This window comes from Acididesulfobacillus acetoxydans (genome assembly GCF_902729405.1).
In the GTDB taxonomy this organism is placed as follows: Bacteria; Bacillota; Desulfitobacteriia; order Desulfitobacteriales; family Desulfitobacteriaceae; genus Acididesulfobacillus; species Acididesulfobacillus acetoxydans.
The window spans coordinates 3,069,163-3,093,386 of the sequence record NZ_LR746496.1 but is presented as its reverse complement, the minus strand read 5'-3'; the positions used below and the strand labels follow the sequence as shown (position 1 = coordinate 3,093,386).

Annotated in this window: 20 protein-coding genes; 16 read left to right on the top strand and 4 right to left on the bottom strand. The window is 53.2% G+C overall.

The genetic code is table 11. The features are described from left to right. The first annotated feature begins 211 nt into the window (after positions 1 to 211). Genes MNU25_RS13745 through MNU25_RS13735 form a run of 3 tightly spaced genes read left to right on the top strand, consistent with a single transcriptional unit; the run spans position 212 to position 3,851 of the window. Entirely contained in the window at positions 212 to 910 is a 699-nt protein-coding gene (locus MNU25_RS13745; protein WP_240985584.1) for a response regulator transcription factor, read from the top strand. Then, the gene (locus tag MNU25_RS13740; protein ID WP_240985583.1) at positions 911 to 2,314 is read left to right on the top strand and encodes a sensor histidine kinase; all 1,404 of its coding nucleotides are present in this window, start codon (positions 911 to 913) and stop codon (positions 2,312 to 2,314) included. Next, positions 2,235 to 3,851 (top strand): hypothetical protein, encoded by a 1,617-nt coding sequence (locus MNU25_RS13735; RefSeq protein ID WP_240985582.1) that lies wholly within the window; start codon positions 2,235 to 2,237, stop codon positions 3,849 to 3,851. Before MNU25_RS13740 ends, MNU25_RS13735 begins: the two co-directional genes overlap by 80 nt. 44 nt (positions 3,852 to 3,895) lie before the next feature. Here the strand turns inward: MNU25_RS13735 and MNU25_RS13730 are convergent, their stop codons facing one another. Further along, the gene (locus MNU25_RS13730) at positions 3,896 to 5,326 is read right to left on the bottom strand and encodes an amino acid permease (RefSeq protein WP_240985581.1); all 1,431 of its coding nucleotides are present in this window, start codon (positions 5,324 to 5,326) and stop codon (positions 3,896 to 3,898) included. A gap of 657 nt (positions 5,327 to 5,983) precedes the next feature. Between MNU25_RS13730 and MNU25_RS13725 the strand changes: the two genes are divergently transcribed. The 5 genes from MNU25_RS13725 to MNU25_RS13705 all read left to right on the top strand — a co-directional run bounded on the left by MNU25_RS13725 (position 5,984) and on the right by MNU25_RS13705 (position 12,207). Next, positions 5,984 to 6,862: an ABC transporter permease gene (locus tag MNU25_RS13725; RefSeq protein ID WP_240985580.1), complete on the top strand. Its 879-nt coding sequence runs from the start codon at positions 5,984 to 5,986 to the stop codon at positions 6,860 to 6,862. A gap of 222 nt (positions 6,863 to 7,084) precedes the next feature. Then, entirely contained in the window at positions 7,085 to 8,779 is a 1,695-nt protein-coding gene (locus MNU25_RS13720) for an ABC transporter substrate-binding protein (RefSeq protein WP_240985579.1), read from the top strand. A 385-nt stretch (positions 8,780 to 9,164) separates the two neighbouring features. Beyond that, positions 9,165 to 10,082 (top strand): ABC transporter permease, encoded by a 918-nt coding sequence (locus MNU25_RS13715; protein ID WP_261487432.1) that lies wholly within the window; start codon positions 9,165 to 9,167, stop codon positions 10,080 to 10,082. A gap of 121 nt (positions 10,083 to 10,203) precedes the next feature. Further along, positions 10,204 to 11,175, top strand: a complete 972-nt coding sequence (locus MNU25_RS13710) for an ABC transporter ATP-binding protein (RefSeq protein ID WP_240985577.1) — start codon at positions 10,204 to 10,206, stop codon at positions 11,173 to 11,175. 12 nt (positions 11,176 to 11,187) lie between these two features. After that, a complete protein-coding gene (locus MNU25_RS13705) occupies positions 11,188 to 12,207 on the top strand; it encodes an ABC transporter ATP-binding protein (protein ID WP_240985576.1) in 1,020 nt (339 codons plus the stop codon). A 288-nt stretch (positions 12,208 to 12,495) separates the two neighbouring features. Here MNU25_RS13705 and MNU25_RS13700 read toward each other — a convergent pair whose 3' ends face one another. Next, complete coding sequence (locus MNU25_RS13700) at positions 12,496 to 12,939, bottom strand: Hsp20/alpha crystallin family protein (protein WP_240985575.1); 444 nt, start codon at positions 12,937 to 12,939, stop codon at positions 12,496 to 12,498. A gap of 302 nt (positions 12,940 to 13,241) precedes the next feature. On the opposite strand from MNU25_RS13700, the gene MNU25_RS13695 reads away from it, so the two are divergent. The 7 genes from MNU25_RS13695 (at position 13,242) to MNU25_RS13670 (ending at position 21,366) form a co-directional block, all read left to right on the top strand. Further along, the gene (locus MNU25_RS13695) at positions 13,242 to 14,165 is read left to right on the top strand and encodes a YihY/virulence factor BrkB family protein (protein WP_240985574.1); all 924 of its coding nucleotides are present in this window, start codon (positions 13,242 to 13,244) and stop codon (positions 14,163 to 14,165) included. A 272-nt stretch (positions 14,166 to 14,437) separates the two neighbouring features. Further along, complete coding sequence (locus tag MNU25_RS13690) at positions 14,438 to 14,872, top strand: hypothetical protein (protein ID WP_240986860.1); 435 nt, start codon at positions 14,438 to 14,440, stop codon at positions 14,870 to 14,872. After that, positions 14,872 to 16,200: an NPN-dependent 2-hydroxyacid racemase, LarAH10 family gene (larAH10, locus tag MNU25_RS13685; RefSeq protein WP_240985573.1), complete on the top strand. Its 1,329-nt coding sequence runs from the start codon at positions 14,872 to 14,874 to the stop codon at positions 16,198 to 16,200. The genes MNU25_RS13690 and larAH10 overlap by 1 nt, the downstream gene beginning before the upstream one ends. A 132-nt stretch (positions 16,201 to 16,332) precedes the next feature. Continuing rightward, positions 16,333 to 16,455 (top strand): RRXRR domain-containing protein, encoded by a 123-nt coding sequence (locus MNU25_RS20560; RefSeq protein ID WP_372503612.1) that lies wholly within the window; start codon positions 16,333 to 16,335, stop codon positions 16,453 to 16,455. Between the two features lie 147 nt (positions 16,456 to 16,602). After that, the gene (locus MNU25_RS13680) at positions 16,603 to 18,030 is read left to right on the top strand and encodes a sodium:solute symporter family protein (RefSeq protein ID WP_240986859.1); all 1,428 of its coding nucleotides are present in this window, start codon (positions 16,603 to 16,605) and stop codon (positions 18,028 to 18,030) included. Between the two features lie 419 nt (positions 18,031 to 18,449). Further along, positions 18,450 to 19,718: a cation:proton antiporter gene (locus MNU25_RS13675; protein WP_240985572.1), complete on the top strand. Its 1,269-nt coding sequence runs from the start codon at positions 18,450 to 18,452 to the stop codon at positions 19,716 to 19,718. Beyond that, complete coding sequence (locus MNU25_RS13670; protein ID WP_240986858.1) at positions 19,693 to 21,366, top strand: sigma-54 interaction domain-containing protein; 1,674 nt, start codon at positions 19,693 to 19,695, stop codon at positions 21,364 to 21,366. Before MNU25_RS13675 ends, MNU25_RS13670 begins: the two co-directional genes overlap by 26 nt. A gap of 40 nt (positions 21,367 to 21,406) precedes the next feature. Here the strand turns inward: MNU25_RS13670 and MNU25_RS20555 are convergent, their stop codons facing one another. Both MNU25_RS20555 and MNU25_RS13665 read right to left on the bottom strand, forming a co-directional pair. Continuing rightward, positions 21,407 to 21,589, bottom strand: a complete 183-nt coding sequence (locus MNU25_RS20555; RefSeq protein ID WP_420838694.1) for a PD-(D/E)XK nuclease domain-containing protein — start codon at positions 21,587 to 21,589, stop codon at positions 21,407 to 21,409. Between the two features lie 12 nt (positions 21,590 to 21,601). Then, positions 21,602 to 22,072, bottom strand: coding sequence for a PD-(D/E)XK nuclease domain-containing protein (locus MNU25_RS13665; protein ID WP_240985571.1), 471 nt, complete (start codon positions 22,070 to 22,072; stop codon positions 21,602 to 21,604). Positions 22,073 to 22,538: 466 nt separating this feature from the next. Here MNU25_RS13665 and MNU25_RS13660 point away from each other — a divergent pair, with 466 nt between their 5' ends. Beyond that, positions 22,539 to 23,918 carry a tryptophanase gene (locus MNU25_RS13660; RefSeq protein WP_240985570.1) on the top strand — a complete coding sequence of 460 codons (1,380 nt, stop codon included), beginning with the start codon at positions 22,539 to 22,541 and terminating at the stop codon, positions 23,916 to 23,918. Positions 23,919 to 24,224 lie beyond the last annotated feature (306 nt).

Sequence of the window (24,224 nt, the reverse complement as noted above, 5' to 3'; positions counted from 1 at the left end):
AGACGGGGTCAGGGTATCCTTGGAAAAGGCGCCGTGAATAACACTTGCTCCCACTTGCAGAACCGGGAGTCTCACGCTTGGATACATCCGCAAACAAATTCCCGCAAAATGCTCTCCATGGCTTACAATAGAAGCTGGATAATTGCAGCGGCCAACAGATGACCGCCGTCAGCTATGACATGTTCACTATCTGGGAAGGTGGAGGTATTTGATGAGGGAATTCAAGCCCAGGATTCTGGTCGTTGAGGATGAAGAGCCCATTCGCCGGTTCATAACGCTGAATCTGAATGCGGCAGGGTTTACGGTAAGCGAGGCCGGCAGCGGGGAAGAGGCCTTGCGTCTGCTGGACAGTTTTCAGCCGAAAGTGGTCGTGCTCGATCTCATGCTGCCGGGAATAGGCGGCTTAGAGGTTTGTCAAAAGATTCGCGAGGCATTTTCGGATATCTTTGTGCTCGTGCTCACGGCCAAGGGTTTAGATACCGACAAGATTCTGGGCTTAGAACTTGGGGCTGACGATTATATGGTCAAACCCTTCAACCCACTTGAACTTATCGCCAGGATCAAGGCCATTTTGCGGCGCACTGCGGGTGCCAAGGAAGGCGGAGACATCCTTGTGTGCGGAAATATCCGTTTGAATATCCCGGCCAACAAAGTTTTTAAAGAGGATCTGGAGATCGACCTGACGCCCATCGAGTTTTCTTTGCTCAGGGTGTTTATGGAGAATCCCGGCAAGGCCCTGAAAAGGGAGGAAATGCTAAATTCTGTCTGGGGTGAGGATTATTTCGGCGATACCAAAACTTTGGATGTTCACATCCGCCGCCTGCGGGAAAAGATTGAAGACAATCCTTCCCGGCCCTGCCGCATTAAAACCGTTTGGGGTTCCGGTTACCGCTGGCAGCAGGAGCTATAGATGAACGGAATCAGGGCGAGGCTGACTGCCAATTTCATGTTCATTATCATCATCACGGTGACCATCCTGGAAATTCTGTTGATCTACGCCGTGCGCCAGAACTTTTACGGAAGTCTGGAAAGCAGCCTGACAAACCAGATTAAGATTTCCGCCGATCTCTACGCCAAATACTTCTCGGACAATTCATTGCAAGAGAACGTGCTCTACAATGTCGATGCTTTCTGGAACCAAAGCAATGCGGAGGTAGAGATAGTCGACAAATCCGGGACGATTGTGATGGATTCGCTGGGCATGATTCCACAGGGGAAAGTGATGGACAGGGATATCGGCGAAGCTCTTAAAGGCGGGACGGGGTCCTGGATTGGGACTTTGAACGGGCAAAAGGTCGTTGCGGTTTCTTATCCGCTGCGAGAAGGCCCGAATATCGTCGGGGCCTTACGTTTTATCAGCTCATTGCGCGAAGTGGATAAAGATGTGGAAAATACCGCTTCCGTCTTTATCGGCATCGGGTTAGTCGTGATTATGATAGCCGGCCTGATCAGTGTTTTCCTGGCCAACACCATTGTTGTGCCGCTCAAAGAAGTTACCGAAGCGGCACGCAAAATGGCGGCCGGCGACTTTAGCATCCGGAGCAGGAAAGTCCGCTCAGATGAGATAGGTAAACTCTCGGAGACACTCGACTACATGGCACAGGAGATCGTTAAGAAAGAACAACTTAAAAACGACTTTATTTCCTCCGTTTCCCATGAACTGCGTACGCCGTTGACCTCGATCTTGGGCTGGGCCATCACCCTGCAGAACGAGAATTTCCAGGGTAAGGAGACGCTCAACGACGGCCTGGGTATTATTGCCAAAGAGAGTGAGCGCCTTACCCTTATGGTGGAGGAACTCCTGGATTTTTCGAAATTTGTCTCCGGCCGGGTCAAACTGCAAAAGACCGAGACGGAGATGACCTATTTCTTGGAACACCTCAAGAAGCAGTTGACGCCCCGGGCGGCCCGTGAGAATATAGACTTTATGGTCAGCTATCCGGAAGATTTGCCCGTTCTATATACAGATGCCAACCGGCTCAAACAGGTATTCATTAATGTCTTGGACAACGCCTTTAATTTTACCCCGGCAGGCGGACAGGTTGCCTTGAGCGTGGCAGCGGAGGCAGGTGAATTTATCTTCACCGTGACTGACACCGGGTGCGGGATAGCGGTGGACGAACTCCCCAAAGTTAAAGAGAAATTCTATAAAGGCAGGGGTTCGGGTTCCAAGAACGGCATTGGGCTTTCCATTTGTCAGGAAATAGTCACTCTGATGGGAGGCAGATTGGAAATTGCCAGTCAACTCGCGGCAGGAACAAAAGTCGTCATCAGTATACCCCGGGAGGAAGCGTCGGATCGCCGGAGCATTTAAGGTATCCCGCGCCAGGCGAACGCCGGCCCCAACAAAGCTGCTCCTTGGCCTGCTCGTGACTATACTTCTGCTGAGCGGCTGTTCGGACTCTTCCTGGGCAGGAGCCGGGAAAATCGTTCCTCCGGCGAATAACAGGTCTCCGCTGCAAGGGGAATGGATCGTCAAGCGGGAATTGGAGACCGGCCGCCGGCAAGAAGGCGGCAGTCAAACCTGGGTGGGAAAAACGGCTCAATTCGCGCCGGATGTGGCGGCCCTGGGTGAATATGTCTGGCACAATCCCGACTATAAAATCAAGCGGGTCAACTCCACGGATTATCTCATGTCCAAATATCTCAATCTCTCCAGTCCCATGGTGCCAAACGGACGGGAAGTCTATGTCATTACCTTGTCCAGCGCCGAAAACTTTCTGGTCGAGGTCATGGAGATTGATCCTTCCCATGCAATTGCTTTCATCCAGAATAGGGCCCTTTACCTGAAAAAAGTGTCGCCGCAAGTGGATTTGCCGCTCATAGCGGCCATAGCCGGCGGGGGCCCCCTGGCTGTGGAGGGAAGTTCATCCGCTTCATCGGGAGTTCTGTTGGGATTGCGTGCGCCCGTGACGGCCATGCTTAACGGCAAACCCAGCCGGCAGTATGTTTATCGCACTCTCTGGCTCGCGTCCGGCGCGGGAAAACTTCGTCCCGTTTTACAGCGTCAGGACATTTTTTTCCCTCGCCGGAGCGGGTTCTGGCAGTTGGAGGTACGCTGGGTTGAAGAAGCGGCGAGGACTGAGGACGTCTTTCTGGCTTATGATGTTGCCACCAAGACCCCCGGCAAGGAAAAGCCGGCCCTTGATTCCGGCTGGTGGAGCGACAGGGCGGGTACGCTGCAAAGAAAAATCGATTACGTGGGCAATGACTACGTTGCGGTAGAAAATGACGGCGAAGGCACCTGGACCAAGGGCGGAGGAACTTGGACAAAACAGGATCTGCAGCTGCTTCCGGTTGACAAAATTTCCTCGTCTGTCGGCATCAAACTGTCGGACTTAGCGGGAAAGCGCGGTGCGGCCGTCTTTAGTGCGGCCCGGGCCCAAGCCAGCCGGCTTCTCAGCCGGGAAGGCTTTTCCGACCAAGAGGCAGACCCCTTTGAGCAGGATTTTGGTTTAATTCGCCGCAATGGGCATTGGTATTTTCAGGGAAGAATCAACTACCGGGGGCAAGGAAAACCTGCACATATGGACTTTAATGTAAACTTGATTCCTCCGGGCAAACTTATCTTTTACGATACGCTTTATTTGAGTTGGCAGAAGGTCAAAGACCGGGTGCCGGATGCGGTGGATGCTTTCACTTCCCCCAACCGAAATCTGGCTCTCATCCTCACAAAAAGCAAGCTTTACGTCTATGCCATGCAAGAAGGTCAGCTGAGCGGCAGCCCCGAGGCCAGAATCAGCTTGAGGACAGGGGAAAGCGTTGTCATGGCCGAATGGGCAACAGGGGTTTACGTTGAAAATTGGGAAAAGGCGTTCCTGGCGGACGGCGCCAAAGTATTGCCACAGTAGGCAGGCCCGCGAACAGCAGGGGAGGGTGCCCCAGCCCCCGGAGTCTAGGTTCCGGCGGGATGTCGCTTGCGGATAAGAAAAAAATAGAAGCCGGCAAACACCAGGGTAAGGATGAGGCTCACCGCCAGTCCCACCAACTGGTTGACGCTCAGGGCGGCCGTGCCCAGAATCACGAGCAAGAGAACGATGGCCGCGGCGGCCTTGTAGGGAAAGCCGCTCGCTTTCGGTCGCCGAATTTTCGGGTCGTGAGCAGTCTTAAGGCGGAAGCGGATATGGGTGATGGCTATGATCAGCCAGTTTAACAAGAGGGTGACCCCGCTGGCACTGGCAATATAAGCAAAAATGTTTTGCGGCAGGAGATAAGAGACCCCGACCACGATCAGCAGACAAACGCTGGACGCGAGAACAGCCGGAAGCGGAACGTCCGCCCGGTTGTTTTTTGCCAGGAAGGAGGGGGCATCGTGGCGCTCGGCCAGGGATTTCAGCATGCGAGGCACACCGTACATGTTGGAATTCATGGCCGAGAGGATGGCGATCAGGATCACGGCATTGATGATGCCGGTGATGGCGTACATACCCAGATACCGGAAGAGGAAGACGAAGCCGCTGGCTTTTTGGGGTACCCGAGCCCAGGGAACGAGTCCGACCAGGACGGTGATGGAACCCAGGTATAAGACGGCCAGGATAATGTTGATGGCGCCGATGGCTTCGGGAATGGTATTGACGGGATGGCGGGTGTCACCGGTAGCCGGCCCGATGACTTGTTCCCCGGCGTAGGCGTAGAGGACGAGCAGGAGGGAAGTCAAGACTCCGGTGAAACCGTGGGGAAACAGACCGCCGTGCCCCAGAAAATTGGTCACCCCCGGAGATTTGATGCCGGGCCAGAGGTCGCTCAGGATGATGGCCCCCATGATAATGATGATGAGGAGAACTCCCACCTTGATGAAGGAGAGGATTTCTTCGACCCGGGCAAAAGCCCGCACATTCAACAGGCCGACACCGATGATAAGGGCGGCAATAATCAGGCTGATGAGCCAAACGGGCCAGGCCGGCAGCCAGAAGCGGACGGTTAGAGCGGCCGCCACCATTTCTGTGGACAAGGTCAGAATACCGGCCAGCCAGTAAATCCAGCCGGAGATAAAGCCTAAAGCCGGGCCTAAATATTCCCCCGCGTAAACGCTGAAGGAGCCGCTGGTGGGCTCGTGCACGCTCATTTCTCCCAGCATGATCATGACCAAGGTCGAGAGGATTCCGCCCACTATAAATGACAGGATAATGGCCGGTCCGGCTTGGTTGACAGCCATGCCGCTGGCCACGAAAATGCCGGAGCCGACGGCACCGCCTATCCCCAGCATGGTCAGACCCAAAACGTCAAGCCGACCTCTGGGACTGTTCTTATTTGCCCGGGCTTGAGCTCGGGTTGTTGTCTTTCGGGCGGGGTTTGTGATTAAAGCTCGGTTTTTGTTCTTTTCCATGTTTCCCTCCGCAAGGTGATCTTTTTTCTCAAGCGAGTTGATTTTTAGTCTTCGTATTTTTGCCCAATAGAATTCATCCTTGCCGGAAATTTCCTCCGCCAAGCTGTTCACCGCAGTCCGAGCTATCGGTTTTTATACATTAATGACCTTGATAATGACCTTGATGCTTCAATTTGAATTATGAGAAACTTAAAACCCAAGGACTGAACTTCTTCCGGGGCATTTTGGATAGCATTAACGCTTTAACATGAGACCTTAAAATCCGCTGTGCGGGGAGAGTTGCCCATTGCGTTCGGGTCCACCCATCCTTCCACATTTTATGATATTTTTGGTAAGCAGTTCCAAGAGAAATCTCAGCCATTTTAAGGGAATTCTAATTGAAACCCGAAGAAATAAAAATTTGAATTTACATATGGACAGAACGGGGTTCATTGAGTACAATTGTATCTAGCCAAGATGTTTCAAAGTTCGGTATAATACTGTATACGGAATCATTAGGAATCATTAGGTTGGAGAAGGCAGTATTTCGGGAAGTGTCGGAATGCGTCGGGAAGTGTCGGGCAGGGAGAAATAAGGTTAAGCGTGGGAAGAGTTAATTTTTGACGAGACTCAATAATTCGACAAAATCAGCGAATAGAAACTGGGCGGAGGGGAACTATGGAAGAAGAAAAAAAATCAGTGGGATTATGGGGAGACGCCTGGCGCAGGCTGCGCAAGAATCCGGTGGCTATGGCGGGTTTGGTGATCGTTGCGCTGATGACTCTGATGGCTGTCTTAGCACCGGTCATAGCACCCCATAATCCGAACCATCAGTACATGAACAGGGGACTGACTTCAATGGGAGCCCCGGTGGGACCGAGTTCCTTTTTCCTTCTGGGAACCGATCAAAACGGGCGCGACTTGCTGAGCCGGATGATTTGGGGTGCCCGGATTTCTTTAACCTTAGGGGTTGTGATTAATTCTCTCAACGCGGTGATTGGTATTTTCCTGGGCGTTATTTCCGGGTATTTCGGCAAATTCGTGGATACGCTGGTTATGCGCCTGACGGACATTGTGCTGGCCTTTCCCTTCCTGCTCCTCATGATTGCCTTGCTGGCGGTTTTGTCCCCCGGCATGGAATCCATCATCATCGGCTTTGTCCTGGTCGGCTGGGCTCAGTATGCCCGGCTCGTGCGAGGCCAGGTCTTGAGTGTCAAAGAAATGGAGTATGTCCAGGCGGCCCGCGCCTTGGGGGTGTCGACTCCCCGGATCATTTTCCAGCACATTTTACCCAACGTCATCGCCCCGATTATCGCTCTCTTTGCTCTGGGTGTCTCCTGGGCTATCATGGGGGAAGCGACTGTGAGTTTTCTCGGTTTGGGGATTCAAGCCCCGACCGCCAGTTGGGGAACGATGATTGAAACCGGCGCTTCCTGGATTACGTCCGCACCCTGGCTGGTCATCTATCCCGGCATCCTGTTGTTGATTACTGTGTTGGGGTTCAATTTACTGGGAGATGGATTGCGTGACGCCCTGGATCCCCATCTGCGGCGTTAGTCCCGGTTGGCCTGCCCCGGGGGACCCGTGTGCCGGGCGCCTGTGGGCGCACCCGGCCGAGGCCAAGCCTGTCCGGGACCGAACGGCGGAGGGAGGGACCGTTGCGCCACGAGCCATAAAGAATCGAGTGAAGGAGGGGAGCGGCCGGAAGACTATAGTGCCCGCATATTACGCGTGTTAACAATGTACCGATGCCTCAAAGAACATAAGGGGGAAACAGGATTGAAAAAGCTTGGAACCAAGAAATCAGCGGTGGCCGGGGTTCTGGCCGCGTCCCTGTTGATTGTCTCTGTCTTGAGCGGGTGTGGCCAAACCACTGCCCCACAGGCTCAACAGCAATCAGCGAGCAGCAGTGCCACTCCTCAGATGGGCGGGGTGCTCCGCACCTGGAAACAGTATGATCCCAAATCTCTGGATCCGACCGACTGCGGGGATACTGATTCCTACGATATCCAACAGAACATCTATGACGGCTTGGTAATGTGGGATAAATCCGGCAAAGAGATCGTGCCCGATCTGGCGACGGCTCTGCCCACGATCACGAACGGAGGTAAGACTTACACCTTCCAGCTGCGCCAAGGTGTCACCTTCCAGAACGGCGATCCCTTCACGGCTGCCGATGTTGTGTATTCCTTTAACCGTGAGGCCTCGAAGAGTATCGCTTCGCCGGGAGAATCCTACTTCTCCATGATCAAAGGGATGGACGATGTCTTTGCCGGTAAGGCTGCCACAGTTTCCGGCGTGGTTGAGAAAGGCAAGTATACGGTTGAGTTCGACTTAACCCAGCCGACCCGCACTTTCCTGGACGTCCTGGCTATGCCCTATGCCTTCATCGTGGACAAGAAGTATACCTCTGCTTTGCCAAATCAGGGAGATCTCTCTCTGCATCCGATCGGCACCGGTCCCTTCATGTTCAAGGAATGGAAAAAGGGACAGGTCATTAAACTGGTGCGCAATCCCCATTATTTCCTGAAAGACGCACAGGGCAGGCAGCTGCCTTACATGGATGGCATCACCTGGACGCTCGGTTACGGGAATTCCGTGGCTTACCTTAAATTTAAAGACAAAAAGCAGGATTTCTCCTTGATTCCTACCTCGGACTATGTAAGCACACTGAACGATCCGAACATGAAGAATGATATCACAAGCCTGGTCGAGAATGACTACTTCTATATCGGCGGCAACATCAAGAAAGCGCCTTGGAACAATAAGCTGGTCAGACAGGCTATGGAATATGCCATTGACAAGGATGCTTTAGTCAAACTTTACAACAAGAGAATTGTCCCAGCCTGGAGCATCCTGCCTCCCAACATGCCCGGGTATCAGGAGAATCCGTCGGGTTACAAGTATGATCCGGCCAAGGCCAAGGAACTCCTTAAGCAAGCCGGCTACCCCAACGGGCTTCCCGGTGTGCACCCGATGGTCTATGTCAAGAATGACATCCGTGACGTCTTGGCGGCCAACATCCAAGCTCAGCTGGCGGCGGTCGGCATCAAGATCAGTCTCGATGGCGTTCCTTTCCCGAAATACCTGGATGTGGTGACGAAAGGACAGGAAGATATGGTTTACGGGGGCTGGATGCAGGACTATCCCGACCCTGACGACTTCCTCAACATTCTCTTCAACAGCAACCAGATTCCTTCCAATAACAATGTGGGCTACAGCAATCCCGCTGTGGACAAACAACTCAACCAACTGGCCAGTGTGACGGATCTGCAGAAAGCGATTCCGGGCTATCAGGCGGTGGAAAAGCAGATTCTCGATGACGCGGCGATCGTCCCGCTCTATCATGACAAGGAAGCTTATCTCATTCAACCTTGGGTGCATAATTCACAGCTGCATCCCGTCTATCCTTACTTCTACTATTGGACTATGTGGATCGACCAGAAGGCCGAGCAAGCCGCCACTAAAGGCTGAGCAAACGGCCGGTAAGTGAGCAGCCTGCGGTGTGACTAAGGTCACCGAGTGAATAACCCCGGTATTGCGAAAGAGAGCGGTGCCCCTAGGTCTCTAGGAGCACCGTTTCCCGGTAGAGGGTGCCGGCAGGCTGAATGGGAGGCCGCCCCAAGAAGGTCGATTAGCCGGGGAAGAGAAGCGGGCGCCCAGGGAATCAGGCGATACCGGGAGCGGGAAAGGGAGTCGTCAATAATCAGAAATCGGATGGAGCGATCAAAGCTCCTCTGAGGACTGTGCGGATAGATGTGTTTGGAGACGGAAACGCCTTGACCGGGTCGGGCAGACCAAGTGCTGTTTTTAATAAAGATGAGCCGAATGTGCTGTTCGGCTGAAAAGAGGGGATAGCATGCTCAGTTACCTTATACGGAGGACATTCTGGATGATCATAACGCTCTTTTTCATTGTCTTGATTGCGTTTGTGATTAACTTCGTCGTTCCGGGCAATCCGGCCCGCACCATCGCCGGTCCCAAAGCGTCTCCGGAAGTGATTAAAGCGATTGAGGAAAAGTACGACTTGAACAAGCCGGTCTACGTGCAGTTCGAGCACTATTTCGTTAATTTATTGCACGGTGATCTGGGGATATCTTACCGTACGAATGAGACCGTAAACAGCGAGTTGCGGACAGCTTTCCCTAAAACCATGTATTTGGGCTTCAGCGTATTTTTTCTCAACGTCTTAATCGGGGTGCCGACCGGTATCTACGCGGCCATCAAGCGCAGCAAGTTTATGGACCACGTCATACTCATCAGCAGCTTGGTGGGGACTTCGGCCCCAACCTTCTGGATCGGGTACATTCTCCTTTTCATCGTTGGTTACAAGCTGAGCCTGCTGCCGATTGGGGGTTATGGGGGGATAAGCCACGTTATCTTGCCTGCGCTGACCGTCTCTTTGGCTTCAGCAGCCGGTTACGTCCGGGTGGTGCGGACGAGTATGCTCGAAGTCCTGGGGACGGATTATGTACGCACGGCGGAGGCCAAGGGGTTGTCACAGTCCACCGTGATTTTAAAACACGCCTTCCGCAGTTCCGTGATTCCGCTTATCACTTACGCGGGCATGGATTTGGGAACTCTGATGGGAGGCTTAATCGTGACCGAGGGCATCTTCGGCTGGCCCGGGATCGGCCAGATGGCCGTGACGGCGATCAATTACCAGGACATGCCGACGATCATGGGTGTGGTCTTGGTCGCTGCGGTGGCTGTTGTCATCGCCAATTTTGTGGTGGACATTATCTACGCGCTGGTGGACCCGAGGATTTCGTATTGAGTCATTGAGGAGTGTCTGGGGTCGGCTGCCGCTGCGGACAGCGTTCGTCCGTTGCTGGTTCGCAGCGGCCGGCGTCGAGTCTGCGCCTTTGTCGCTATGAGAGAGATTAGGAGGAGTGAAGGTGGCGGAACCTATTTTAGAAGTCAAGGACTTACGCACCTACTTTTACACGGAGGCCGGAATCGTCAAAGCCGTGAACGGCGTTAATTTTCGCTTGGAAAAAGGGCAGTCTCTCGGGGTTGTGGGCGAGTCCGGTTCGGGCAAGAGCATCACTGCCCTTTCGGTCATGGGCTTGATTAAGCCGCCCGGCAAGGTCGTCTCAGGTGAGATCCTGCTTCAAGGCCAGAATCTGCTGAAGAAGAGCCGCAAGGAATTGGAGAAAATCAGGGGCAATGATATTGCCATGATCTTCCAGGATCCGATGACCTCCCTCAATCCCGTCCTCCGAGTCGGGGAGCAAATCGCCGAAGCGGTTGTACTCCACCGTAAGGTGAAGAGAAAAGAGGGCTGGAATGTGGCCCTGGAGATGCTGAAAAAGGTCGGTATTCCCGAGGCCGAGGACAGGATCCGGCGCTTTCCGCACGAGATGTCGGGCGGAATGAGACAGAGAGTGATGATCGCCATCGCACTCTCCTGTAACCCCAAGGTGCTGATCGCGGACGAGCCGACCACCGCCCTGGATGTAACGATTCAGGCACAGATCCTGGATCTGATCCGTTTGCTGCAGAAAGATTTTGAGACGGCCACGATCATGATCACGCATGACCTGGGAGTGGTCGCCGAAGTATGCAAAAATGTAATGGTCATGTATGCCGGACAGCCAGTGGAGTACTCTGATGTCACGACTGTTTTGGAACAGCCCAAACATCCGTATACCTGGGGCCTTTTGTCTTCCCTGCCGAAGCTGAATGCCTCGGAGAAGCAGCGGCTGACCCCTATTGACGGCATGCCGCCGGACCTGGGCAATCTGCCGGAGGGCTGCGCCTTCGCGCCGCGCTGTCCCCATAAAAAGCCCGTTTGCGAGCGACAGGAACCAGCCGGAAAGTGGCTGAACCCGGGGCATTTCGTGCGCTGCCACCTTTATGAGGCATAGGGGGAGAAAGAGATGGCTATTTCGATCGAGGATAAAAGCGAGGGCAAGGCAAAAAAGGACGGAGAAAATGTCCTCCTGGATGTACGGAATTTAAAACAGTACTTTCCGGTCAAGAAAGGCGTGCTCCAGCAAGTTGTGGGTCAGGTTAAGGCTGTGGACGGCGTGAGTTTCCGGGTGTTCCCCGGTGAAACGCTGGGTTTGGTCGGGGAGAGCGGCTGCGGCAAAACGACAACCGGGAGAAGTATCCTGAAATTGACCGAACCGACGAGCGGAGAAATCATTTACAAGGGACAGCACCTGGAAAAGTTATCGCCCCGGGGCATGCGTCCTTTTCGCCGGGAGATGCAGATTATTTTCCAGGATCCGTACTCTTCCTTAAATCCTAGGATGCTGGTTTATGATATCATTTCCGAACCTATCAAGATTCATCACTTGGCTGAAGGGAAAGGTGTGGACAAGCGAGTTTATGAACTGCTGGATCTGGTCGGTTTGAACCGCAAACACGCTAAACGCTATCCGCACGAATTTTCGGGGGGTCAACGCCAGAGGATCGGGGTGGCACGGGCCTTGGCTGTCGAGCCGGAGCTGGTCATCTGCGATGAGCCGGTATCGGCCCTTGACGTTTCCATCCAGGCTCAGATCATAAACCTGCTGGAGGATCTGCAAAACGAACTGCATCTTTCGTATATTTTTATTGCTCACGACCTGAGCGTGGTCAAGCACATCAGCGATCGGGTGGCGGTGATGTACTTGGGAAGAATCGTTGAGGTCGCGGTCTCAAGTGCGCTTTACGCTGAGCCCAAGCATCCCTACACCCAGGCCCTGCTGTCCGCCATTCCGGAGCCGCAGGTCAGCGGGATGAAAAAGCAGCGCATCCTCCTTCAGGGAGATGTGCCAAGTCCCATCAACCCGCCGGCGGGCTGCCATTTTCACACCCGCTGCAGGTTCGCTCAGGAGGTCTGCAGCCGGGAGGTCCCGGCTCTAAAGGATCTGGGCAACGGTCACCTGGCAGCGTGTCACTTGGCTAAATAAGGCAGAGAGGGCGGCGACCGGGCAAGTTAAACCCCGGCTGGCGAAAATGACGGTAAGTTTCCCGGGTAATCAAACAAGGGCTGACGTTAAAAAACTTTTTTAAAAACGTTTAACCCTACCGGCCAGAGGCCGGTAGGGTTTTAGCGTCAGTCTCGCAACCGAAACGGTTCGCCAGACTGTCTTAAGCTGCGCGCGGTACCAGGCGCTAAAACGTGATCCGGCCTGGGAGCCCCCGAAAGGCAAGTTCCGGTCAGCGGCCTGAACGACGGGCAGACATGCCGGGTGTGGTCAGGATATCTGAATCTGCTGCGCTTTGGCGGAAACGTCTTTCTTCGGCAGGGTAACCCGGAGAACTCCGTTTTCGTAATGAGCACTGATTTGCTCGGGCTCGACATCGTCAAAGGCGAAGGTCCGCGCTGCCGAGGTGAAGCGGCGCTCTTGACGCAAGTACTTGTCTTGCTCGGATTTTGTGTCTTCAGCGCGCTCTACGGCAATGCTCAAGCAGCCGTTATCGAATTCAAGACGCAAATCTTCTTTCTTAATGCCCGGAATATCCGCTTCCAGTACATAGGCTTTTTCCGTGTCCTTAATGTCGACTTTCATCCCGCTCATTCCCCAAGGGATGCTTGAGAAGAAGGGGTCGCTGAAGAAATTGGCAAAAAGGCTTTCTACAGGGAGGAGATTTTCCGGTACTTGGATCGCGCCGCGGCGATAAGGTGTAAGGCCAAACATATTTGCCACCTCCGAAAATTCTTTTGGTTTTTTTTGGTACGGGTCAGGGCCGCGCCCCGGAAGTCCCGGGCCCGCCCTCTGACCTTTCCTGACCTTAATATACGATAACGGAGACCTGCGGGCAAGGGCGAAATCTGACCTTTACTGACCTTGTTGAGTGAGCGCGAGCTGTTTTCCGCATCAAGCGGCGGCGCGCGTTGATTTATGACTTTTTGCAAAGTGTTGGGACAGTCCGCATAGATGGGGGGAAACCTGCGCATATAGTAAAGGAACGAAGGTGACTGCAGAGAGAGGGTTGCGGCATGATGCCGCGGTCGGATACTATTGGGAAGGAAATGGCTGGCAACATGGTCTTAAAAGGTGCGGGGCAGTTTTTTCGCCATCTGGTAAGTGGAATCATGAAACACAACATCGGCGCTTATGCCGCTGTGATGGCTTTTTTTGGTTTCTCGGCCATGATTCCTTTGGCTCTTCTTCTCGTCTACGGGGCTTCGCTCTTTTTCGTTCAACACGGCGTTATCCTGAATTTTCTCCTTAACGTCGTGGAATCCTATGTCCCCACACTGCCGCAGGGAAAATTATATCTGACGGAGAACATTACCCACTTGGCTTTAATGAACGATAGAATCGGAATCATCGGGGGCGTCGGGCTGTTATGGACGACGCTGGGAGGATTTGTCTCTTTGCAAAGAATCTTAGACGCTATTTGGGAGGTGCGGGAACCGCGCTCGTTCTTAAAACAGTATTTGGTGGGTTTTATTATGCTTGGTGTATTGCTATTTCTGACCCTTCTCTCCTCCCTGACCTCGACTCTCTCTCTCACCCATTCGTTGGGCAGGGTGGGGCTGAAAGCGGTTTTTCTCCGCTTGGATTTCTTCCAAACGGCCTCGTATGTCTTGTTTCCCCTTCTCCTCTTTCTTACTTGTTATTTCTGCTTTCGCATTTTGCCCAGCCACCAGCTGAAGAATTCCTGCCTGGTGACAGGCTCCTTAATTTCGACTTTGGGCATCTATCTGTCCCGGGAGGCGTTCGTTTGGTACACGGGCCACTTGGGAGTGTACGAGATGATCTACGGCAGCCTGACTTTCATTATGCTTTTTACTCTCTGGGCCTACATTGTGAGTATTATCGTCCTGTTGGGGGCTGAGGCGGCCGTGGCCCTGAATGCGGTGCTGGGGTCCGGACAGAGCGGGCCGGAGCGGACGGGTCCGGAAAAGGCCCGCTGAGCGACTGGTCACATGAGACCCCGGAAAGCAAAAAGGCGGAGAGCTGAGGTTATTGACAGGATGTGTTTGATCAACTAGACTGAATGAAAAGAGTTGTATATCAGATGCGGTTTCTTAACAGTGTATTATGGCGCAAAATCTGTGGTGTGTATTATAGCGCAAATCCTGTGGTGTGTATTATAGCGCGAGTCCTGTGGTGGGGGAGCGGTATTTGGGCGGCCGCCTCTTAATCCGGCAGGGTGACCAGTTCCGGAGATCCCGAACAAGTGAAAATGGGTAGGACGGCAGGGAGGTGTAGAGTAACGGGCACCCCTTCGGGGTGTCTTTTTTTAGGGGAACTTTTTTTAGGGGAACTTATTTTAGGGGAACTTAATTCAGGGGAACTCAATTCAGGGGAACTCAATTCAGGGGAACTCAATTCAGGGGAACTTAATTCAGGGGAACTCAATTCAGGGGAACTTAATTCAGGGGAACTCAATTCAGGGGAACTCAATTCAGGGGAACTTAATTCAGGGGAACTCAATTCAGGGGAACTCAATTCAGGGGAACTTAATTCAGGGGAACTTAATTCAGGGGAACTCAATTCAGGGGAACTCAATTCAGGGGAACTCAATTCAGGGGAACTCATTTTAGGGGAACTTAATTCAGGGGAACTTATTTCAGGAGAAGTTATTTCGGGGGAACTTATTTCGGGGGGATTTTATTGATGGAAAGATTTTATCACTTTAAGTACGGGGACGGATTTTTGGATTTGCCTTTGCAGGAAGGAAATGTGATCCAGGTGCTTGAGGCCCGGGAGATTGAGACCATTGACGATGTACCGTCAGAGGTGAACCATGTCTTGGATCACCCCGTTGACTCCAAACCTTTCGACGAATTGTTCGAAAGAGGGGACAAAGTCACCATTGTTGTCAGCGACATCACTAGGCAGGTTCTGTTGTCGGAGTATTTACCGACGCTCGTAGATAGGCTGAATCGTTTGGGAATCCCCGACGGGGATATCCTGGTTTTGATTGCCACGGGAACGCATCGGGCCCAGACGGTGGCAGAAAAAGAGAAAATCCTTGGCCCTGAACTCTTCCGGCGCTTAGCGGTTGTGGACCATGATTGCGACCGTTCGGAAATGGTTTATGCAGGCACCACTCCGAGGGGAACCAGAGTCGACGTCAACAGGTTGGCAGTTGAGCGCAAGGTGATCCTCACGGGTGCCATTGTCCATCATCTGATGGCTGGTTTCGGGGGTGGACGCAAGTCGATCGTTCCTGGTGTGTCCAGCCGCCGGACCATTGCCGAAAACCACTTGCATGCCTTGGATCCAGAGGCGGAGCGCTCCAATCCTTTGATCGGGGTTGGGGCTTTAGCGGGAAATCCCCTGCATGAGGACATGGTGGATTGCGCCCGCCTAGTGAAGCCGGCTTTCTTGATTAATTCCATTGTTCACACGAATGGCAAGCTCGCCAGGCTGGTGGCGGGAGACTGGCTTAGCGCCTGGGAAGAGGGCTGTCGCTGGGCGGATGAAAAATACGGAGTACCTATTGAGCGAAAGGCCGATTTGGTCGTTGCGAGTTGCGGCGGCTACCCGAAAGACATCTCTTTATATCAAGGAACGAAGACGTTGTTCAATGCCTCACTGGCCGTGAAGGAAGGCGGCACCGTTCTGATGCTGGCCGAGTGCCGGGAAGGAGCGGGGGCCGATGAGTTTTTCGGCTGGAGCGGTCCCTTAAAGGCGGGACGCCTCGACCCCGAACTGCGCAAGAACTTTACCATTCCCGGATACATTTTTTACGCGGCTGTCGAGGCGGCACGTAAGGCCAGGGTGGTTCTCCTCTCTGCGATAGACCCGGAATCGGTTAAGCCCATGGGCATTCTCGGCGTTAATAACCTTGAAGACGCCTTAGAGTCAGCGGGGATTGGACGGAAACAAGAGACGATTGTGATGCCATACGGCGGAGCCACGATCCCGCTGTTTCAATCGGGTGAAGTCAGCGGGTCAACCACCCCATGCCTAAAGGCTCCTAAGGGCAAGGGCTTGTAGGGAGTAATTCCAGGTGTACAAGGGTTAAGCCAGTGGCGGGAACACATTCAAGCTTTCATAACATTGGCGAGGAGAGACAGGATTTATTCTGCGTTACCGGCCCCTTACGTAGACTCCGTTAGGAGGAGAGACATGGTATTTGTCTTAGACATGCACAAAAAACCTCTCATGCCATGCTCGGAGAAGCGTGCCAGGCAAATGTTACAGAAAGACAAGGCATTGGTTCACAAGTTGGTACTATGTGATAGCTTGTAAAGTAAGTTGCACGTCGGGTATTCCCGAATTTATGCACAGTTTTGTTATACCATGGATATTGACCATATGCATGAAGTTCTTGAGGGAAGCGCTCTCATCCCCGGAATCGCATTCCGATTACGAGAAAAGGAAAGGAACGGGATAGGTATGCACCTTGTGCCTTTAATAATTGTCATGGGTTATATCATCTTGCTCTTTGCGGTTTCCTGGTTTTCCAAGAGCCTGGCTAAGAGAGACGGGGCAGAAGGATATCTGCTTGCCGGACGCAACATGCCCATGATTTTGGTGGCGGTAAACCTGGCAGGGCTTGCCATCGGGGGTTCTTCCACGATTGGGGTGGCCCAGAACGCCTATACGGCCGGGATATCGGCCGGGTGGTACAACGTGGCCTGGGCCGCGGGGGGTATTCTGGTCGGGCTGACAGTTGCCGGGCGTTACCGCAAAATGAAGATAGCGACTATCCCGGAGTTATTTGAGAAGTATTACAGTTCGGCCGGAAGGACCATCGCCGTCATCGGCCAGCTGCTGGTGCAAATCACGATCACATCTTTGCAATATGTTGCCGGGGGAGCGATCTTGACCGCCCTCTTGCCTGGGGTTTTTAATCCCCATACGGGAATGCTGACGACGGCCATCGTCTTTGTCGGCATTACACTTATAGGCGGGATGTGGGGAGTAGGCTTGACGCATGTGGTCAACGTAATTGTTATTTACGTAGGCATCATCGTCGGCACCTTAGCCGGCTTATCACACTTTGGCGGTTTTCAAGCAATTCAAATGTCCCTGCCGGCCCAGGGACCATGGTTTAAACCCCTCGCCGGAGTGGGAGTGATGATTGTCGCAGCTTGGTTTGCCGTCATGATCACACAAGCCTTCTCCACTCAGGCCATCGTGCAGATCGCTTTTTCCGCCCGCAATGAAAAGGCGGCCCGGCGCGGGTTTGTCGTTGGAGGCCTACTGATCATGCCCATGGGTTTTCTGTCTGCTATTATGGGCATCATCGCGGCCGCCAAGTTCCCCGGCATCGTCTCCAGCAGCGCTTTGCCCAAAGTCGTGCTCTCCCTGAATCCCATTGTGGCCGGGATCACGCTGTCCGGGCTCTGGGCCGCGGATGTCTCTTCCGCTTCCGGGCTCTTGCTGGGCAGCTCTACCTTGGTAATCGAGGATGTCTGGAAGCGCTACTTCAGACCGGCTATCAGTGATAAAGAGCGCATGGCCGCTTCCCGGATCATTGTCCTGGCGGTGAGCGTGATCACTTATTTGCTCGCAACCACTGTTTCGGGGATTCTTAACACCTTGACTATTGGGCTGACTCTGACTTCCGCCTATACCGTGGTTCTCCTTTTCACGATGTTTGTGCCCGGGTTGTGCCGGAGATCAAGCGCCTTCTGGACCATCCTCACCGGTATCCTCTATCTGGCAGTCTGGGAATTCGTCCCCGCCACCCATATTGTTCCCCATCCCATCTATCTCGCTTGGCCTGTTGCCATCGCAACCTTCCTCCTCGTCGCCCTGGCGGATAAACGAGCCGCGCGCATTCCGGCTTTGCTGGAACTGGTTAAGACGGCTGAATAGAGCGAATCGCAGGCTGGGTGCCGGCCGAGCCCCGGCAGCCAAAGCTTCCTTGGCCTGTCCTGTCGGGGCAGTAAGCCTCTTGGTCAGCCCGTCAATCCGCTGTCTGTTTTGTTCGGGGGGACCGTGATTTTTGGGGGAAGAGATGGTATACTAAACTTAAGTATTTTCTGCGATGACTTTTTCATACTTTGCTGAAACGAAAGGAACTGTTTGTGATGACCGGCGTTTTTGAGGTGGCGCAGGTCTGGAACAGAATATCGGGCGTGGCAATATCGACGGAGGTGAAAGACACCCCTTTTAATTGCTATGCCGCTTAAAGTAACCTTTCGTGAATAGTGTAGACTTCTGCGGGCATATCGAACAGGTATGCTCGTGTTTATTTTTCATAGTTGCGGGTTCTGCGGAGAGGAGAAACGTATATGGGTGGAAACTTAACATTGTTGACAGACCAGATGATGGCATCCTTAGCCATAGCCATCGTCAGCGGTATCATTGCCGTGAAGCTCAGTCAGAAGATCAAAGTGCCGGATACGGTTCTGTTTATCCTGATTGGGGTTGTCGTGGGACCGGCGCTCTTAGGCGTGGTTAATCTTCAGCAATTCCGGGCCGGCGCCCAATTCATCCTGACTTTCGGCGCGGCTTATATCCTTTATGACGGCGGCCGGGAAATTCACTTAAAAGTATTGAATCAAGTAAAAATTTCCGTGGCTCTCTTGGCAACTCTGGGTGTTATCATCTCTGCTTTGGTCACGAGATATTTCAGCCAACTCTTTTTGCATTTGGATTTTTTGTCCGCCTTGCTGCTGGGTACAGTGATCGCGTCAACGGACCCGTCTGTTCTGGTTCCGCTTTTCAAGAAGATGAGCATCAGTCCTAAACTCAAACAGACGATCATCTCGGAATCGGCCTTCAACGATGCGGCCGCGGCCATCATGACTTTCGCACTGATGGGAATCATAGGCGGGGGTTCATTTTCTTTGGCGCAGGGTGTTTTCGAGTTGGTCAAGACGGCCGCCGGCGGCATTGCCGTGGGGGCTCTTGTCGGCTACTTATCTCTTTTGCTCGTCTCAGAACACACCTTAGGGTTCTTGGACGGTCACAATGCCGAGATCGCGTTGGCTGCCGTCGCCGGAGCTTATTTCATCGCCGGGGATTTAGGGTTCAGCGGCTTTATGGCCGTCTTCACCGTGGGCATCATACATGGCAATGGCTCCCTGTTCAAGCTGAGTATCGACGGCGATGCCCAGGCCGAACATGTGAGTTTTAAGGACATCCTGGTAAGAATTTTGCGGATTATGATTTTTATTATCCTTGGCACTCAGGTGAATTTCGGGGTGCTTTTTGAGTCCGGCTGGGGAGTTCTCCTGGTTGTTCTCCTCTTTATCTTTGTGGCGCGGCCTCTGACCGTCCTCTCCACCGTCCTCTGGGATCGCAAGGCCCGGTGGAAGGCGCGTGAAGTCCTCTATCTGATGTGGACGAGGGAGACTGGGGTGATACCGGCGGCTCTGGCCGGCACTCTTATCTCTGAGCGGATGCCGCGGGCTGAGGTCATCTCGGCGGTAACTTTTACAGCCATTTTTCTCACTTTGATCTTGCAGGCGACCTCAGCGCAATTCGTCGCCCGCTTGTTGCATTTGGAAGAAAGAAAGGACGGCTGCGGTGATGCGGGAATTCATCGTTCAAATTGATTTTGAAGACCGGCCCCGTCTGGGCTATGATGTTTTCGAAGTGTTTGAAAAACATGGCATTGACAAAATTGCCATGGAAGTAGGATCTGTGGACGGGATGATGATCAAATTCCGTTTAGCTGAGGGGCAGTCGGGGGAACCTTTGCTTTCGGACCTCGCCTCCTTGAGCGGAGTCCTTACCGTGCGTTTCAGGGAGCAGATGCCCTATGAAGAACGGGAGCATGAACTGAAAACGATCTTGAACTCGGTCAGCGAGGGAATTGTGGCCGTCAATCGGGATCGTAAGATTACGCACATTAACGAGGTTGCCTGCGGGCTTTTCCATGTGACGGAAAAGGAGGCACTGAACTTGACGGCCGATGACCTGTTTACGGGGAATCCACCCTTGGTCGAGACCCTGGCGACAGGACGCAGCTACAGTCTGATGGAGCGCAAGATAAGGCGCAACGGGCATTTGATCCATTTTATGACGAGCGGGGTTCCGGTTCTCAATAAAAAAGGGCAGATTATCGGGGCAGTGGCCACGATCAAGGACTTCCGCCAGGTGCAGGAGATCCTCTCTAAAATGGACAAGGGCCGGCGCTTGACCACGTTTGAGGACATCATTTGTCAAAGCGAAGAGATGGTAGGGCTGGTCGGGGCGGCACGCATGGTGGCTAAAGGGAGTTCCACCGTTCTCCTTCGGGGTGAGAGCGGTACCGGGAAAGAGCTTTTCGCGACTGCGATTCACGTTGAGAGTCCAAGACGCAAGGGGCCGTTTGTGGCCATCAATTGCGGCGCTCTGCCGGATTCCCTGCTGGAGAGCGAACTCTTCGGCTATGAAGAGGGGGCTTTTACCGGTGCGGCGAAGGGAGGCCGCAAAGGCTTGTTTGAGCAGGCCAAGGGCGGTACGCTTTTTCTCGATGAGATAGGGGAAATATCCCCCCAGGTTCAGGTCAGGCTCTTGCGCGTGCTCCAAGGGGGAGCGGTGCGGCGGGTAGGGGGCGGCGGCGAGATTCCGGTCGATGTCCGGGTCGTGGCCGCCACAAACCGTAATTTAGAGGAGATGATCCGGAAGGGCGAATTCCGTGAGGATCTCTACTACCGTCTCAACGTCATTCCCCTGCAAATTCCGCCCTTGAGAGAGCGGAGGGAAGACATTCCCCTGATCGCTCAGCATTTGCTGCGTAAGATTTGCGCCCGCCTGGGCAAAGACGAAGTGCGCCTGACTCGGGAAACGGTTGAAATTCTGTCTGCCCAGGATTGGCCCGGTAATGTCCGCCAGCTGGAGAACGCGCTGGAACGGCTGGTCAATCTGGTGGACGCCGCGGAAATCCTGCCGGAGCACCTTTACGCCTGGACGGATATCGGGAAAGAGAAAGCCAGGGCCGCAGCCGGAAACGGAGACGGAAGTAAACAGGGAGAGAGACAAGGAGTCCGAAACGGAGGTGGGACGTTAGACGTGCGGGACGCGCGCGAAGACGTTTTGCATGTGGAAATACCGAAACAGGGAGAATGGCCGCCGCTAAAAGAAATCGTGGCCCAGGTGGAAAAGGAAGTGATTACCCGTGTTCTGGAGCGTTATCCATCTTCCCGCCTGGCGGGGCAGGTTTTGGGTGTGTCGAATACTACTGTGTTAAATAAGATGCGGGCTTATGGAATTCACTGACCTGGCATATAAGAAGTAACAGATTATTTAATCGCCCCCCTTAGTCCTTGGCCTTCACCAATACCTCTTTCCCCCGAAAGACAATACCCAGATTGATGACCTTATGGATTCCCCGCTCAAGCAGTTCCTGCTGATAGCCCTTCGCTTCGATCTGCTGTAAGGCGAGCTCTGCAATCGGTTCCAGATCCTTGACTTCCTCCGGCTCGACACTCTTAAACTCAATAATGAGGCCCGCCTAGTTTCTGTCCCGGGGGATGACCATGACATCATAACGCCCATACCCGCCCTCGCGGTTGGACTTGATTTCATAATCAGGACGCAATCCTACCAGGAGGCCCAGTACAAAGGCATGGTAGATTTTCTCCGGCACTTTTCCGCCCGTATCGAAGTAGCTAAAGCTGCTTTCCACATATTCCCGGAAGTGACTGGCAAAGATTTCGATCTGCCCACGGATCAAGCTTTTCAACATAGTCTTCAGAAACTCTGAATGGACAGAATCACTAAACCAGGATTTTACGATCGCGCGATAAATCGTCTGAACTTCCCGATTCGGTATCGCCAGACTGCAGACCATCTCTCCGTCGACGATTTCCCGGCTGATAGGCTTGAGATAACCGGTAAAAAGCAGAAAACTCCAGACGTTTTGGTCATTTTTCTCGACGTCGCCCATGGAGATGTTCTGGTTAATGGCGATTCTTTTCTTCACGGATTCAGCCCCCAAATCATTACATCCCCCTTTTTCTATCTTACCCTATTTCTGGGAATATGCAAAGAGTCCGTCGGACTTTCCTTGACTGACTCTTTAAGTAATGGAGATCATTAAACGGACCAAATTCCATTTAGGCCGGGGGGGCTCTATCATCACGTTCTCCTTAGTGGGAGTGCTTTCTCTGGCGGTTGAAGAACGAATTAAAAAACCTTGCAAGAAGCGGGCACCGGGGCCATGAGTGACCACCGGTGGGCTGCCTTGATGCTGGGTGATGAGGCCTATCCGCAGCAAGTTGTCTGACCTGTGATAAGAATATTTGACAAGCAAACACATCAGGATGGAAAGGGTTGCTTTTTAAGGGGGATAAAAGTGGCACTTGTGGAAAAAATCTATTGGCATAAGAGTTGCATGATGAATACCGCATATGATTATGCTTGCCACATCGGCAAAGGAGGAAACATCCATGAGCAGAAAAGCCGAACCCTTCCGAATCAAAATGGTTGAATCCATTAGCATGATTTCCCGTGAGGACCGAATTAAAGCCTTGCAGGAAGCGGGATATAATCCGTTTTCGCTCAAGTCCAAGGACGTCTATATCGATCTCCTGACGGACAGCGGCACCGGGGCCATGAGCGACCACCAGTGGGCTGCCTTGATGCTGGGTGATGAGGCCTATGCCGGCAGCAAATCTTTCTTCAAAATTAAAGATGCTGTCCAAGACATCTTCGGTTATGAGTATGTTCTCCCTACTCACCAAGGCCGGGGTGCGGAGCAGGTCCTCTTCCCGCATCTGATTAAGCGCAAAGGGCAATACGTTTTGGGCAACATGCACTTTGACACGACCATGGCCTGGATTGAGCTGAATGGGGCCATTCCGGTCAACCTCGTCATAGATGAGGCCTACGACACGCAGACTCCCCACCCGTTTAAAGGAAATTTCGACATAAACAAATTGGAAAGTTTTATCGAGGAAAAAGGCCCGGAAAACATCGCCTTTATCATCATTACCGTGACCTGCAACTCCGCCGGCGGCCAGCCTGTCTCCATGGAAAATGTGCGTGAAGTTAGGCGCATCGCTGACAAATACGGGATCGTGGTAAATTTTGATTCCGCTCGTTTTGCCGAAAACGCCTATTTCATTAAGAAAAGGGAAGCCGGATATGAGAACAAGAGCATCAAAGAGATTGTCCGGGAAATGTACGCCATGGGTGACTGCTTCACCATGAGCGCCAAAAAAGATGCCATCGTCAACATGGGCGGTTTGATCGGCATTAAATCCGACCAGGCGCTTTATCAGGCCGCCAGCTCGACCTGCGTGCCGATGGAAGGATTCGTCACCTACGGCGGGCTCTCGGGGCGCGATATGGAAGCCTTGGCCGTCGGGCTCCAGGAAGGACTTGACGTGGACTACCTGGAAAGCAGAATCGGCCAGGTAGAATATCTGGGTGAGGAGCTGCGCCAGCGGGGAATTCCGATTCAATGGCCGGTGGGCGGACATGCGGTTTTTGTTGACGCCGGCAAATTCCTGCCGCACATTCCGCCCGAACAGTTCCCGGCCCAAGCCCTGACCAACGAGCTCTATATTGAATCCGGCGTGCGGGCGGTGGAAGTCGGTTCCCTGCTGCTCGGGCGGGATCCGGAGACCGGAGAGCAAAAGAAAGCCGGTGTTGACTTCATGCGCCTGACGATCCCGCGCCGGGTCTACACGGACCGGCATATGGATGTCGTGGTGGACGCCCTGGTCAAGATTTGGGAACGCCGGGATCAAGTGAAGGGGCTGGAGTTCACGTACGAGCCTAAGGTCTTACGCCACTTCCTTTGCCGCTTGAAACCCGTCGACTAAGAGGGATTCGGGTATTTCCGCTGCCTTATCCCATGGCCGGTGACAGGGGCATACAGCTAAGACTTTTGTCAAAAGGAGTCTGCAAGCGGGAAGTGCGGCCGCTAGCGCGTGCTTTAGGCGCTACGGTCCGCAGATAAGACGCAAAATGTGCAAGGTAGAATTTAGGAGCAAGTGGTTCCCTGGAGGAACTCTTGCTCCCTTTTTCGGAAACAGCGCTTCCCCTTTATCCTTGTATCACTCGTCCCTTTTGTCAGTCATCCGTTTGGAAATCGTGCGAAGAACGATTATGACCTTATCTCTCATCGA

Excerpts from the sequence above, each read along its gene's own strand:
- MNU25_RS13690 (WP_240986860.1), top strand. The coding sequence starts at position 14,438 with ATGGGTAGGACGGCAGGGAGGTGTAGAGTAACGGGCACCCCTTCGGGG.
- MNU25_RS13660 (WP_240985570.1), top strand. The coding sequence starts at position 22,539 with ATGAGCAGAAAAGCCGAACCCTTCCGAATCAAAATGGTTGAATCCATT.
- MNU25_RS20560 (WP_372503612.1), top strand. The coding sequence starts at position 16,333 with ATGGTATTTGTCTTAGACATGCACAAAAAACCTCTCATGCCATGCTCG.
- MNU25_RS13680 (WP_240986859.1), top strand. The coding sequence starts at position 16,603 with ATGCACCTTGTGCCTTTAATAATTGTCATGGGTTATATCATCTTGCTC.
- MNU25_RS13715 (WP_261487432.1), top strand. The coding sequence starts at position 9,165 with ATGCTCAGTTACCTTATACGGAGGACATTCTGGATGATCATAACGCTC.
- MNU25_RS13730 (WP_240985581.1), bottom strand. The coding sequence starts at position 5,326 with ATGGAAAAGAACAAAAACCGAGCTTTAATCACAAACCCCGCCCGAAAG.
- MNU25_RS13700 (WP_240985575.1), bottom strand. The coding sequence starts at position 12,939 with ATGTTTGGCCTTACACCTTATCGCCGCGGCGCGATCCAAGTACCGGAA.
- MNU25_RS13725 (WP_240985580.1), top strand. The coding sequence starts at position 5,984 with ATGGAAGAAGAAAAAAAATCAGTGGGATTATGGGGAGACGCCTGGCGC.
- MNU25_RS13705 (WP_240985576.1), top strand. The coding sequence starts at position 11,188 with ATGGCTATTTCGATCGAGGATAAAAGCGAGGGCAAGGCAAAAAAGGAC.
- larAH10 (WP_240985573.1), top strand. The coding sequence starts at position 14,872 with ATGGAAAGATTTTATCACTTTAAGTACGGGGACGGATTTTTGGATTTG.
- MNU25_RS13675 (WP_240985572.1), top strand. The coding sequence starts at position 18,450 with ATGGGTGGAAACTTAACATTGTTGACAGACCAGATGATGGCATCCTTA.
- MNU25_RS13740 (WP_240985583.1), top strand. The coding sequence starts at position 911 with ATGAACGGAATCAGGGCGAGGCTGACTGCCAATTTCATGTTCATTATC.
- MNU25_RS13745 (WP_240985584.1), top strand. The coding sequence starts at position 212 with ATGAGGGAATTCAAGCCCAGGATTCTGGTCGTTGAGGATGAAGAGCCC.
- MNU25_RS13695 (WP_240985574.1), top strand. The coding sequence starts at position 13,242 with ATGATGCCGCGGTCGGATACTATTGGGAAGGAAATGGCTGGCAACATG.
- MNU25_RS13670 (WP_240986858.1), top strand. The coding sequence starts at position 19,693 with ATGCGGGAATTCATCGTTCAAATTGATTTTGAAGACCGGCCCCGTCTG.